Annotated in this window: 8 protein-coding genes and 1 tRNA gene; 2 read left to right on the top strand and 7 right to left on the bottom strand. The window is 66.2% G+C overall.

What is annotated here, in order from left to right; genetic code table 11:
* Positions 1 to 19: 19 nt before the first annotated feature.
* From rarD to V7Q53_RS21985, 7 genes are all read right to left on the bottom strand, one after another.
* Positions 20 to 973 carry an EamA family transporter RarD gene (rarD, locus tag V7Q53_RS22015; protein WP_333831036.1) on the bottom strand — a complete coding sequence of 318 codons (954 nt, stop codon included), beginning with the start codon at positions 971 to 973 and terminating at the stop codon, positions 20 to 22.
* Positions 970 to 2,373: a UDP-N-acetylmuramoyl-L-alanine--D-glutamate ligase gene (murD, locus tag V7Q53_RS22010; RefSeq protein WP_333831035.1), complete on the bottom strand. Its 1,404-nt coding sequence runs from the start codon at positions 2,371 to 2,373 to the stop codon at positions 970 to 972. The genes rarD and murD overlap by 4 nt, the downstream gene beginning before the upstream one ends.
* Before the next feature lie 151 nt (positions 2,374 to 2,524).
* Positions 2,525 to 2,601: transfer RNA gene (locus V7Q53_RS22005), tRNA-Asp, on the bottom strand.
* 61 nt (positions 2,602 to 2,662) lie between these two features.
* Positions 2,663 to 3,457: a CDP-diacylglycerol--serine O-phosphatidyltransferase gene (gene pssA, locus V7Q53_RS22000; protein WP_333831034.1), complete on the bottom strand. Its 795-nt coding sequence runs from the start codon at positions 3,455 to 3,457 to the stop codon at positions 2,663 to 2,665.
* Entirely contained in the window at positions 3,458 to 4,156 is a 699-nt protein-coding gene (locus tag V7Q53_RS21995; protein WP_333831033.1) for a phosphatidylserine decarboxylase, read from the bottom strand. It lies immediately after the preceding gene.
* A 223-nt stretch (positions 4,157 to 4,379) separates the two neighbouring features.
* Positions 4,380 to 8,300, bottom strand: coding sequence for a translocation/assembly module TamB domain-containing protein (locus V7Q53_RS21990; protein ID WP_333831032.1), 3,921 nt, complete (start codon positions 8,298 to 8,300; stop codon positions 4,380 to 4,382).
* Between the two features lie 59 nt (positions 8,301 to 8,359).
* Complete coding sequence (locus V7Q53_RS21985; protein WP_333831031.1) at positions 8,360 to 10,171, bottom strand: autotransporter assembly complex protein TamA; 1,812 nt, start codon at positions 10,169 to 10,171, stop codon at positions 8,360 to 8,362.
* A 270-nt stretch (positions 10,172 to 10,441) separates the two neighbouring features.
* On the opposite strand from V7Q53_RS21985, the gene V7Q53_RS21980 reads away from it, so the two are divergent.
* On the top strand, positions 10,442 to 11,662 hold the full coding sequence (locus tag V7Q53_RS21980; RefSeq protein ID WP_442954467.1) for an MFS transporter: 1,221 nt from the start codon (positions 10,442 to 10,444) through the stop codon (positions 11,660 to 11,662).
* A 78-nt stretch (positions 11,663 to 11,740) separates the two neighbouring features.
* A complete protein-coding gene (gene ahcY, locus V7Q53_RS21975) occupies positions 11,741 to 13,141 on the top strand; it encodes an adenosylhomocysteinase (protein WP_333831029.1) in 1,401 nt (466 codons plus the stop codon).
* Positions 13,142 to 13,475: the final 334 nt, after the last annotated feature.

Below are 13,475 nucleotides of genomic sequence, written 5' to 3'. Positions count from 1 at the left end.
GAGGGGGGCAGCGCCCCCCTTACCGCCGCAACCGCAGTATTTCTGACGAATAAAGGATGAGCGCCAGCCAGATCATCGGAAAGGCGATGGCCCGCGCCTGCCCGAAAGGCTCGTCAAAAACGAAAACCGCAAGGAGGAACACCATGGTAGGGGTCAGGTATTGCATGATCGCAATGGTCGAGAGCCGCAACAGCTTCGCGCCATTGGCATAGATCATCAGCGGCACCGCCGTGATCACCCCGCATCCTACCAGCAGCGCCACATCGCGCGGGGATGCCCCGGCGATGAATATGCCGCCCTGCGCCTGCATCCAGATCAGATAGCCCAGCGCGAAGGGCGTCAGCAGGATCACCTCCAGCGTGAAGCCCTGATTGGGGCCGATCGGCAGGGCGCGTTTGAAAAAGGCGTAAAACCCCCAGCTCAACGTCAGGGCCAGCGCCACCAACGGCAGGCGCCCGGTGTCCCATGTCAGGATCGCCACCGCCGCTACCGCCAGCGCCACCGCAGCCCATTGCCGAGGGCTCAGCCGTTCTCCCAGCAAGACGGCACCCAGAAAGATGCTGAACAGCGGGTTGATGTAATAGCCCAGTGCGGCCTCCAGCGCCTGCCCGGTCTGGATCGCCCAGACATAGACGCCCCAGTTCACCGTGATCAGCGCCGCCGTCACCCCGCCCATTGCCAGCGTCCGTGGCGAAGCAAAGGCCGCGCGCAGATCGCGCGTGCGGCCCATGACCATCAGCACCGCCAGCGCGATCGGCACCGACCAGATGACCCGGTGCGCCAGCACCTCAACCACTGGCACATGCGCCAGCGCCCTAAGGTAAAGCGGCAGCATACCCCAGAGCAGATAGGCGGTCAGCGCGAAGGCAAAGCCGCGCGGTGTGTCTCCGGCACTGGCGGGGGATGAGGAGGCAGACGCGGCCCGGGACAGCCCCGGAGAGGGGGCCCGGGAGTGGGGCGGATCCGCGCTCATGCCGGTGCCAGCGCCGTCACCTCGGCGATGAAATGCTCACCGCGTTTCTCAAAGTCGGCGTATTGGTCAAAACTGGCGGCGGCGGGGGCCAGCAGCACCACATCACCCGGCTCTGCCTCGGCATGGGCGCGGGCAACGGCCTGCCCCATGGTCTCGCACAGCTCATGTGGAACGGCGCCCAGTTGCAGCGCGAACTCCCGCGCCGAATGGCCGATCAGATAGGCCTTCACCACCCCGCCCAGATGCGGGCTCAGCGCGGCGATCCCGCCTTCCTTGCCCAGACCACCGGCGATCCAGCGGATGCGGCCAAAAGCCTGAAGGGCCTTGGCGGCGCTGTCCACATTGGTGGCCTTGGAATCGTTGATGTATCTGACGCCGCCTATCTCGGCCACCAGCTGGCTGCGGTGCGGCAGGCCGGTGAAACTGGCCAGCGCATCCTCGATCAGACGCGGCGCCAGCCCCAGACATCGGCAGGCCGCATAGGCGGCGCAGGCGTTCTGATGGTTATGCGCACCGGGCAGGCCGGGCATGGCGCGCAGGTCAATCGACGCCACCTGCCGCCCGCCGCGCCATTCGGCCAGAAACCCCTTGCGCGCGAAAACCGACCAGCCCATGCCGCCCAGCTTCTGCCCGGAGGAGACGCGGATCACCCGATGGTCTGCCGCGCCCTCGCCCATCTGCATGGCCAGAAACCGCCCCTCCGCCTCGTCAACGCCAATCACGGCGCGGTCCGGCCCGCCCTCGGCAAACAGGCGGCGCTTGGCGGCGAAATAGCCACCGGGGCCGCCGTGGCGGTCCAGATGATCGGGGGAAAGATTGGTGAAAACCCCGATATCCGGGGTCAGGGCGCGCGCCAGTTCTGTCTGATAGCTCGACAGCTCCAGCACAATCACCGCCCCCTCGCCCGGCGGATCAATCGACAGAACGCCGGTGCCGATGTTGCCCGCCATCTGTACCGGCTTGCCCGCCGCCTCCAGAACATGCGCGATCAGCGCCGTGGTGGTCGATTTCCCGTTGGAGCCGGTCACCGCGATCACCTTCGGCGGATTGTCGAACAGGTCCCAGTCGATGCGGGCAAGCGAGCGGAAGAAAAGGCCGATGTCATTATCAACCGGGATGCCAAGTGCCGTGGCTGCCGCGATGACAGGGTGCGGCGCGGGGTAAAGATGCGGAATGCCGGGCGACACGACCAGCGCCGCCAGCCCTTCAAGCGCCTGCTGGCGCGTCAGGTCCACCGGCGTGATGCCGGATGCCTCGGCCCGCGCGCGGGCCTCCTGGCTGTCGTCCCAGGCGCAGACCTCTGCCCCGCCCGCCGACAACGCAGCACAGGTCGCAAGGCCCGAACGGCCCAGCCCCAGCACACCCACGCGCGCGCCCTCAAAGCCCTGAACGGTGATCATTGCCCACTCCTTCGACTCAATCGGGCGACGGTATCCGAGGGGCGGGGCAAGCGAAAGGCCGCGCAGGTATGGGACATCGAAGCGGAAACCGCCAAAGACCCGCGCAAGGCAGGTGCTGCGGTCCGGCGAAAAATCAGGAAAGAAAAGAAAGTGGCGCGGTTGACGGGGCTCGAACCCGCGACCCCCGGCGTGACAGGCCGGTACTCTAACCAACTGAGCTACAACCGCGCGATCGCCGTCAGATAGCCACCCCGGCGGCGCGCGTCAAGTCGTTTCCGCAGCTTTCCGCTCAGGTCAGCCTGTGTCGCTGCCCCCATGCCGCCTGCGCCAGCAGCACCAGATACGCCAGATCAACCAGCACCATCAGCAGCCATGGCCGCGTCACCCCAAGGCCCGCAAAGACCGCAACCCCCAGCAGCAGCCAGACAGCGCGGTTGCGCGGCACCCGCAGCCCCTTGGGCGAAATCGTCGGCAGGCGCGAGATCATCAGCAGCCCCACCCCCGCCAGATATGCGGCGACCACCAAAGGCACGGTCCGCATATCCCAGATCCCGGAAAGTGTCAGAAAGACCGGCAGCAGCGCCAGCATGGCACCGGCAGGCGCGGGAACTCCGACAAAATGCGCCCTGCCCGGCGGTGGTGGCGCGTCGCGGTTCACGTTGAACCGGGCCAGCCGCAGGCAGGCGCAAAGGATATAGACCAGCACCAGCAACCACCCCATCCCCGCCACCCCTTGCAGGGCGAAGTGAAACAGGAAGATGCCCGGTGCCACACCAAAGCAGACGAAATCCGACAGCGAATCCAGCTCGGCGCCGAAATGGCTGGCCGCATTGAGCTTGCGCGCAATCAGCCCGTCCATCCCGTCCAGCACCGCTGCCAGAAGGATCAGCGCCGCCGCGGTCTCATAGCGTTCATCAAGCGCATAACGCACAGATGTCAGCCCCGCACAAAGCCCCAGCAGGGTCACCAGATTGGGAAGAAGCTGCACAAGCGACAGGCTGCGGCGGTCGCCCGCATCGACACCTGCCGCGTCGCATTCACCGTCATCGCGCCGCTGGTCCATTTCCCCTCCGGTTTCCGCCATTCAGCGCACCTCGCCCGGGCGTGGCCCCTCGGCGCTGAGCAGGTCGGCCAGCACGGTTTCACCCGCGACCATGGTCTGGCCCAGCGCAACAAGCGGATGCACCCCTTCGGGCAGATACACATCCAGCCGGGAGCCGAACCGGATCATCCCGAAGCGCTCGCCCGCTTCCAGCACGGTGCCCGGCTTCACATCACAGACGATCCGCCGCGCGACCAGCCCGGCAATCTGAACCACGGCGATCTTGCGCCCGTCGGCCATTTCCAGCGCGACCGAATTGCGCTCATTATCCGCGCTGGCCTTGTCGAGCGAGGCATTGAAAAACTTGCCGGGCCGGTATGAGACCGCCGAAACCGTGCCCGCCACGGGAATGCGGTTCACATGGCAGTTGAAGACATTCATGAAGACCGACACCCGCATCATCGGCACTGTCCCCATGCCCAGCTCGGCGGGGGGAACGGCAGGTTCGATCAGCGAGATCACACCATCGGCGGGGCTGACCAGCAGGCCCGCGCGCTGCGGCGTCACGCGCTCAGGGTCGCGGAAAAAATAGTAACACCAGACCGTCAGCAGAACGCCGATCCAGCCCAACGGCTGCCAGATCAGAAACAGCACCAGCGTAACCGCCGCGAAAACGCCGATAAACGGATATCCCTCGCGGTGGACGGGCTTGATGACGGTAGAGAGCATATCGGCAGACATCGGTGTTTCCTGACTTGGTGCGCGCCCGCGCCCGCCGGTTACCGGCGCAGGTTTTGACCACTCTATAGCCCGGAACACCCGCGAGGCAAAGCCGCAGCGCGCAGCGGCCAATGTGTTCCCGGTCCTTCTGTGCCACGGGTTTCCTGCCCCGGCCCCTCACCCTCCGGCAAGGACGCAGCCACAGAACATCTGTTGCTCCGGCAGGAAGCCCGCAGATTTACCCTCAGTAATCGCGCTCAAAAAAGACGCCCAGACCCGTGCGCCCCTCGGTATCGGTGCGCCCGCGCAGCGTGATCGAGGGGGTCAGGTCAAGGTTGATCGACACCTCACCGCGCCCCGCACTGTCAACGCTTACGTCGCTATAGACATTCTCTGTCACGTAGCGCCCCGCCCGAAGTGCGGTGTTGCCGTCGGCATCGGTGGTGACGTCAAGATCATCAAGGCCCAGCGACTGCCGCGCCCGCGTCAGAAAAGACCCATCGGCATGGCCGGTCAGCGTGGCCACCGACATCGCCAGCTGCGCCGCCTGGAAAGGCGACAGCGAGGCCAGCGAGCGGCGGAAGATCAGGCGGGCCAGAACCTCGTCCTCGGGCAGCTCCGGCACCGAGCTGAACTCGATCTCGGGCTCCAACGCCTCGCCCTCAAGGATGATGCTGGTCACCACTCCGTCACTGTCGGTCGTCGCCACCAGCCGGATATAAGGCATGAAGCTGCCGATCATGCTGGCCGAACCCTCGGTCAGGACGAAGCGGTTGCCCAGCAGGTCCAGCCGGCCGCGGATCAGCGAGAAGCTGCCCGACGGAATGATATCGCCGGTGGCACCACCCAGCCGCAGCGTGCCGCCCAGCTCGGCATCCAGCCCGCGCCCGCGCACAAAAACCCGCCCCGGCGCCTCAAGCGTCAGGTCCAGATAGATCCGCCGCCGTTCAGGGCGAGTGGAGGCGTCGGCGGCGATACCGGCATTTTCGCGCGTGGCGCGGCTGGCGGCGGTCTCGCCGATATGGCGCAGCCCCTCGGGCACATGGCCGCTGCGGCCAAGCGGCGAGTTGGGGATGCGGATCTCGGCCTCTTCAACCTGCAGGGTGCCTGACAGGCGCGGTCCGGTCGCCAGCGCACCCGACAGCCTGACATCGCCGGAAATCACAGCCTCAAGCAGCCGGGGGCGGACAATGCGCAGCTGGTCTGCGCGCAGGTTCAGGTCAACGTCACCGCGACCGTCCATCGCCAGACTGCCCGAAACCGAGGCGCGCCCGCCGGTCTGGGCTTCGCCGCTGCCTTCGATCCGCGCCCACTGGCCCATGAACTCGGCCCGGGCCTCGATATTCTGGAAGGCGATATTGTTGACCGAAGACACGAACCGCCCGTTCGTCAGAACCGCCTGCCCGCGCACCGAGGACAGGGCGGGCGGGCCGTCAACCCGCGCATCAACACGCAACGGCCCCTGAACCGAGAATGGCCGGATCACCGGGTTGGCGATGGCCGCATCAACCTGCCCGTTAACATTGATCGCGACCGTCGAGAAATCATCGCGGACACGCCCGCCACCCTCAAGCGACAGGCCGGAAGGGCCGGAGAACGCAAAGCTGGTTTCATAGCTGTCCGCCCCGGCAGCGCGTGACACCTGCGCCTGCAGCCGGCCCGGCCCGTCAATGCCCTGCACCGCATGCGCGAGCGTATCAATCGCGCCGGTCATCGCGAAATTGGCGGCGCCATCGGCCGCCTGCTGGCCCTCGGCGGTGACTGTCAGGCTTTGAGTGGTAAGCCTTGCGGCTTCGATGGCAAACGCACCATCCGCGCCAAGTGTCGCCGCGGCGCTCAGTTGCAGTGTTCCGCCGATAATGGGGTCGATCTGTGCAATGCCGGTGCGCAGTGAGCCGTCGCTGGTGACATCCAGCGCCATCCGGCGCGCCTGATCGTCGCCGGTCACCCGCACATCGCCCCGCAGCCGCCCGGACGCGCCCGGCATCGTCCCGGCGATATCCAGTTGCGACAGCGTGACATCCAGATCGGTCTCGGCATCAGACCACAGGCCCGCCGCCGACAGGGCAATCTGCGGGCCGTCGATCGTGGCCTCAAGCAGGCTGATCCGGTCGCCTTCGATCATCGCTTCGGCGAAAAGCTCGGTCTCGCCACGCAGAAGGGCGCTGGCCGCATCTCCGCCCGGCAGGTCGCCCAGCGCCAGATCGCGCGCGTTCCCATCAAAGCGCAGTCTCTGCCGCTCGCCGTCGCTTTGCAGGCGCGCGTCAAAACTGATCGCCCCGCCATAGCCCGGCCCCAGCGCCGCCAGATCCGAGATGTTGAAGCTGGTATAGACATGGATATCGCCCGGCAGATGCTGCCCGGCAGCCCGCAGTTCCAGCGCACCGGCCCGCAGGGCAAAATCGCGCAGGATGGTGCCCTGCTGGTCACGGACAACGTTGGCGCGGATCGTCGATTCACCCGCCACCAGATTGTCGAATTCGCGCTGGTCGATGGACAGGTCGGTAGCGATCAGGCCCAGATCAAGATTCAGCGCGCCCGAAATCAGATTTGCCTGTCCGTTCGAACTGAACAAGGCCCGCCCGCCAAGCTGCCGCCCGGCCAGCGCGGAAAAGGCCGACAGGTCAGGGGCTTCAGCCTCGACGAACCCATCAAATCTGGTGCCTTCCAGCTGGCCATGGGCGCTGAGGGTCACGGTATCGCCCTGAATGGCAAGGCCCGAGATTTCGGCGGGCTGGTCTGTGCCGGGCCACAATACGCTCATGAACCCGGTCACTTCCGAGCCGATCGCCTGTTGCAGCGCCGGGTCTGCGGCCTCCATGCCCAGCACCGCGAAATCGAACACCCCTTCAAAGAGCGGCCCGGGCTCAGTGCCGGGGCCATTGGGCGGCGCCAGCCGTCCACGTGCTTCCAGATCGACACGCTCCAGCGACAGCTCGGGCATGCTGAGCCGGTCAATCCCGGCAATCACCAGCCAGTCGCGCGAGACCGAGGCATCGTATTCGATGTTCAGCGCGGCCTCATAGATCGTGGTCTGACCGTCGGTGCCGGGCAGCACCACCGGCGCACCGTCTTCACGCGCGATATCGGCGATCAGATCGACGACGCGCGGCATACCGCTGGCATCCAGATCAGCGCGGCCCACAAGGCGCATGGTGCGGGTGTTGAAGGTCAGCTCGTACAGGCTGATCGCCCCGTCGGTGGTGCGCGCGCCCTGTGCGCGCAACCGGCTTTCAGCGCCGAAGAACGGATGCATCTCAGCCGCCATCAGCGGGCGCAGGTCACCGGCAATGTCGGCGATGAAATGCAGCCCCTCCGGCAGGTTGCCCTGTGGCTGCGCATCGGTAATCCGGACGGTTCCGGCGACGCGCTGCTGCCCGTCGGTATCAAGCCGGATATCGGCCTCGAAATCGTCGATCGGCCCGGCACCGGCCACCGACAGCGCCACCGAGGGCTCTCCGGGGATGCCCAGCAGCGAGGCGGCGATGCCCTCACGGCCTTCCGAGAGCAGAAGATCAAGCGTCAGTTGGCGGGACACATTGTCAAAATCACCACTGAAGCGGAACTCCCCTTCCTGACCATCCACGCGCACCGCCTCGAACCGGGCATCCCCCTGCCCGCCGGAAAGCTGCATGGCCCCGTCCAGCATCACGATCGCGCGTTCATGCCCTGTCACCGCCGGTTCAAGCACCACACGGCCCGCGCGCAACGCCCCGATATTCACCGATACCGGCAGTTCGGGCAGCTGGAATTCCGGCCGCGCCGTGGGGCTGGGCAGCGCGCTGTCATCGCCGGTATTGGGCAGGCGGCGCAGAAGGATCTCATCCGCGCTGAGTTCGTTGATTTCGAGGCGACGGTCGAACAGCGCCGTACGGCGCCAGTCCAGCACGACATTGCCCATCACCAGCCAGACCCCCTCATCATCGGCAAAGGTAATCGTCTGGATGGTGGCGCGCGATGACAGCGCGCCCTGAAAGCCACGGATATTGACCTCGCGCCCGGCATCGGAAAGGTAGGATTGCAGCAGGCGCGTCAGCAGGCCCACATCACCCGCAGCATCTTCGGTTGAGGCCGATCCCTGCGCGGTGTCTGCAGTCTGGGCCCCGGCGGGTGGCACCGAAAGGGCCAGCGCCAGCGCCACAAGCACCACGCCCAACAGCGCCATGCCCGGCATCCACCGGAGGACCACCTTGCCAAGGTCGCGTGTCTGCCATCGGTTCTGTGTCAAAACGCTTGCCCGACCCCAACATAAAGCTGAAGACGCCCCCCGGTCGCCCCCGCATTGCGCCGGACCGGCGTTGCGACATCCACGCGCATCGGGCCGAGGGGTGTCTGATACCTAAAGCCGATACCCGCGCCCGCCTGCCAGTCTGACGCACCGCTGAACGCCCCGGACGAGACATAGCCGGCATCGGCAAAGGCTGTGATGCCGATGCGCTCGGTAATCCGCGCCCGCACCTCGCCCGAGACGGCTGCAAAACCCTGTCCGCCTGAGGCCACGCCGCCCTGCGTCACGCCCAGCGACTGGAAGGGAAGGCCACGCACCGTGCCGCCCCCGCCCGAGTAAAACAGATAGTCGCGCGGCGTAGCGGTCAGTGCGCTGCCCAGGATCGCCCCGGCCTGCGCCCGCCCGGCCAGCACGAAGCGCCCTTCGCTGCCCATATCGGCATAGATGCGCGCGTCCAGCCGCATGCGAACGCCGTTCCCGGCATCGCTGAACCCGGCATAGGGCTTGACCTCGCCCATCAGGAAAAAGCCGCTGGTCGCATCCAGCGCGCGGTCGCGGCTGTCCCAGGTCAGGCCGAGGGGCAGCGCCACAGTGCCGAAATCGCCGCTCAGCGTGCGATCAACGCCAAAGCGCGCACGCTCGAACCGCAGCACCAGCCCGGCATGCCCGGTCAGCCGTTGGGAATAGCGGCGCAGCAGCCGCGCATCGGCCTCAACCGCATCAGCCCCGTAATCGCGTTCATCGACGCGCACCGCGCGCAGGCCCAGTTCCAGATCGGTATCGCTGTTGAACGTGGCGGGGCGGGTGTAACGCGCGTCCAGCGCAAAACCCAGGCCCCCGACGCGCGCCGCGATCCCTTCGACGGCAGCCTCAAGGCGCAGTCGTTCGGCCCCGCCCAACAGGTTGCGGTGCAGCCAGAAACCGGTCAGCCGCAGCCCTGCCGTGCTGTCGATTTCGGCACCCACGCCCAGACGGCGCGGCGGGGCCTCTTCGATCAGCACATCCATGTCTATCGTGCCGTCTGGGTTCGCCTGTTCGGCGGTGCGGATGGCGGCTGACGCGAAAGTGCCGGTGCGGCGCAAGCGGGTTTCAGCCTCAAGCACCTCTTCCGGGTCATAAATCTCACCAGAGTTCACCCCGGCGATGGCCACGATCCGCGCGCTGCGTGTGCGCTCATTGCCACGCGGCCTGAGTTGGCCAAAGCGCAGCCGCGGCCCGGGCGCCACGCGCAGGGTCACGTCAAGCTGCTGGTTCGCATGATTGGCGGTGACTTCCTGCCCGGCGCTTTCGGCCAGCGCATGGCCCTGCGCGCGCCAGCCCTCGACGGCGGCAATAGAGGTGTCGCGCACCAGCGTGCTGCGCGCCACCCCGCCGCTGACAAATCCCGGCGGCAGCTCCGACCCCGGCGCGACCGGGCCCACATCGGCCCGCCCGAAGCGGAACTGCGGGCCAAGATCGACCGACACCTCAACCGTGCCTATGGCACCGGGCGGGTGCAGCGTGGAGATGTCCGCCGCCTCGCGCCCGTCGATGCGGATGCTGATGCGCGGCGCGTAATACCCCTCCTCATACAGCAGGCCGATCAGGCGGCCATATTCAGCCTGCGCTGCAGAGGTTATATCCAGCGGATCAAGCTGATCTTCGCGCTGTGCCGTCGCCAGGAGCGAGCTGGCCTCAAGCGTCTCGCGCAGCCGGTCTTCGGCGCCGGGCACAACGAAACGCAGCTCATTCATCGCCAGTGCCGGGCGCGACAGCGGTGTCACGGCCAGCGCCACAGCCAGCACGGGCGCCAGAACCGGGGCCAGCAAAGGCCACCCGGCACCCCGGACCCCGGACCAGACCGGGCCGCTACGCTTTTCTGACCTGCCCGCGTTCTGCACGATTCCCCGAAATGCCTGATCTTTGAAGGACGTTCTGACATTTTTACACGAAGTCACCCCACCCACAACCGATATGCCGGGTCTGACCCTGTCTGAGCGCCGCAATGTTGCGAAAAACCGCGTATCCCTTCGCCCTGCCTTGACTTTCCCCTGGGGCAGCGCTCTGTTCCCCCGGCCCGCAGCGTAACCGGACCCGCCATGACCAGCCCCCTCGCCCCGCTTCCCACCTCTGCGCCGCAGCCCGGCGATATCGTCCGCACGCAGTATCTGGTGATCATGGCCATCAGTATGTGCCATCTGATCAATGATGTGATGCAATCGCTTCTGTCGGCGATCTATCCGCTTTTGCAGGAGGAATTCGCCCTCAGCTTCACGCAGATCGGGCTGATGACCTTCGCCTTCATGGGCACCGCCTCGGTCCTGCAGCCGCTGGTGGGGCAGTTCACCGACCGCCGTCCCGTGCCGCAGTCGCTCGCCATCGGCATGAGCGCGACCCTTGCAGGGCTGGCGCTGCTGGCGCAGGCGCAATCCTACACCTGGCTGCTGGCCGGGGCAGCGCTGATCGGCATCGGCTCGGCGGTGTTCCATCCCGAGGCATCGCGCGTGGCGCGCGCAGCCTCTGGCGGGCGGTTCGGCACTGCGCAATCGTTGTTTCAGGTCGGTGGCAATGCCGGGCAGGCGGCAGGCCCGCTGCTGGCAGCCTTTGTCGTGGTGCCGCTGGGCCGCCCGGCGGTGGGCTGGTTCGCGGCACTGGCGCTGGCGGGCATCCTGATCCTCGGATGGGTGGGCCGCTGGTATGCCGATGTCCGGCGCGAGGCCGCCAAACGCCCCGCCCCGAAGACCACCACCACCCTGCCGCGCCGCAAGATCATCCTGGCGGTGGCGGTGCTGGCCTTTCTGGTGTTCAGCAAGAATATCTACACGGCCAGCATCGCCAGCTACTACACCTTCTTCCTGATCGAACGCTTTGCGCTGACGACGCCACAGGCGCAGGTCATGCTGTTTCTGTTCCTCGGCGCGGCGGCACTGGGCGTCGCCCTTGGCGGCGTGCTCGGGGACCGCTTCGGCACGCGCGCGGTGATCTGGTTCTCCATCCTTGGTGTGCTGCCCTTCACCCTCCTGCTGCCCTATGCCTCGCTTTTCTGGACCGGAGTACTGACCGTTCTGGTGGGCTTCATCCTTTCTTCAGCTTTTCCCGCCATCGTGGTCTTCGCTCAGGAGCTGGTGCCCGGAAGGGTCGGCATGATCGCGGGCCTGTTCTTCGGCTTTGCTTTTGGTATCGGCGGCATTGCTGCGGCAGCCCTTGGCGTTCTGGCCGATGCCCGCGGGATCGCCTATGTGTATGAGGTCTGCTCATATCTGCCGGCTCTCGGGATTCTGACGGTCTTTCTGCCCCGCCTCAACCGGCGGACGGACTGACCCGGCATTGCCGAACCATGCCTCCGGTGCTATCTGGCCCCAAAGCAAAAACGACTGACAACCAAGGAGCCCGCCCCGATGGCGCAAGATCATATCATCAAGGACATTTCGCTGGCCGAATTCGGCCGCAAGGAAATCGCCATTGCGGAAACCGAAATGCCCGGGCTCATGGCGCTGCGCAGCGAATACGGCAAGGCCCAGCCGCTCAAGGGCGCGCGCGTCGCCGGCTCGCTGCACATGACCATCCAGACGGCGGTGCTGATTGAAACGCTCAAGGCACTTGGCGCCGATGTCCGCTGGGCCTCGTGCAACATCTTCTCCACGCAGGACCACGCCGCCGCCGCCATCGCCGCAGGCGGCACGCCGGTCTTTGCCGTCAAGGGCGAAACGCTGGAGGAATACTGGGAATACACCGACAAGATCTTCCAGTTCGGCGGCGCCGACGGCACCGCCAACCTGATCCTTGACGATGGCGGCGATGCCACGCTCTATATCCTGATGGGCGCGCGGGTTGAGGCCGGTGAAACCGACCTGATCGCCACCCCGACCTCGGAAGAAGAAGAATTTCTCTTCGCCCAGATCCGCAAGCGCCTCGCCGCCAGCCCCGGCTGGTTCGCCAGACAGCGCGACGCCATCCAGGGCGTGAGCGAGGAAACCACCACCGGCGTGCACCGCCTGTATGACCTGCACAAGAAGGGCCTGCTGCCCTTCCCCGCGATCAACGTGAATGACTCGGTCACCAAGTCGAAATTCGACAACAAATACGGCTGCAAGGAATCGCTGGTCGATGGCATCCGCCGTGCAACCGACACGATGATGGCAGGCAAGGTCGCGGTCGTCTGTGGCTATGGCGACGTGGGCAAAGGCTCTGCCGCCTCGCTGTCCGGGGCCGGTGCACGGGTCAAAGTGACCGAGATCGACCCGATCTGCGCGCTTCAGGCCGCGATGGACGGGTATGAGGTTGTGGTGCTGGAAGACGTGGTCAGCTCGGCCGATATCTTCATCACCACCACCGGCAACAAGGACGTGATCCGCATCGAGCATATGCGCGCGATGAAGGATATGGCGATCGTCGGCAACATCGGCCATTTCGACAACGAAATTCAGGTCGCCGCGCTGAAGAACCACAAATGGACCAACATCAAGGACCAGGTGGATATGATCGAGATGCCCACGGGCAGCCGGATCATCCTGCTCAGCGAAGGGCGGCTTCTGAACCTCGGCAACGCCACCGGCCACCCCAGCTTCGTGATGTCGGCCAGCTTCACCAATCAGGTGCTGGCCCAGATCGAACTCTGGACCAAGGGTGACGAATACGCGCCGGGCGTCTACATCCTGCCGAAACATCTGGATGAAAAGGTCGCCCGCCTGCATCTGGACCGTATCGGCGTCAAGCTGACCCAGCTGCGCCCCGATCAGGCCGATTACATCGGCGTCCCGGCCGAAGGCCCGTTCAAATCCGACCACTACCGCTACTGAGGCGCGCAGGGTCTGGAAAGCATCCGGGGGCCGAAAGGCCCCCGTTTTGCATTCATGCGACCAGCACGCGCCGGGCAAGAAAAAAGAAAGGGCGCTCTGCCCCCGCCGCCCTGCGGGCGCCTCCCCCGGGATATTTTCAAGTAGATGAAGCAGAGGCGCGGCGCCCCGTTTCATCTTGCCGCAAATACGCCGGCGGTGAGCGGCATCCGGGGGCCATCCGCCAGTTTAGCCCCCCGCCCCCAAAACACCGCGCCCAGGGCGGGGCCAGGGAACCGGTCGCGGGCCCAAAAAGGGGGCGCAGTCCCCTGCGCCGGGATGCGCGCGGGGAGGGTGG

It is taken from the genome of Pararhodobacter sp., assembly GCF_036802785.1.
Taxonomy (GTDB): Bacteria; Pseudomonadota; Alphaproteobacteria; order Rhodobacterales; family Rhodobacteraceae; genus Pararhodobacter.
The sequence above is the reverse complement of the archived record's forward strand: the minus strand, read 5'-3'. Positions and strand labels throughout refer to the sequence as shown.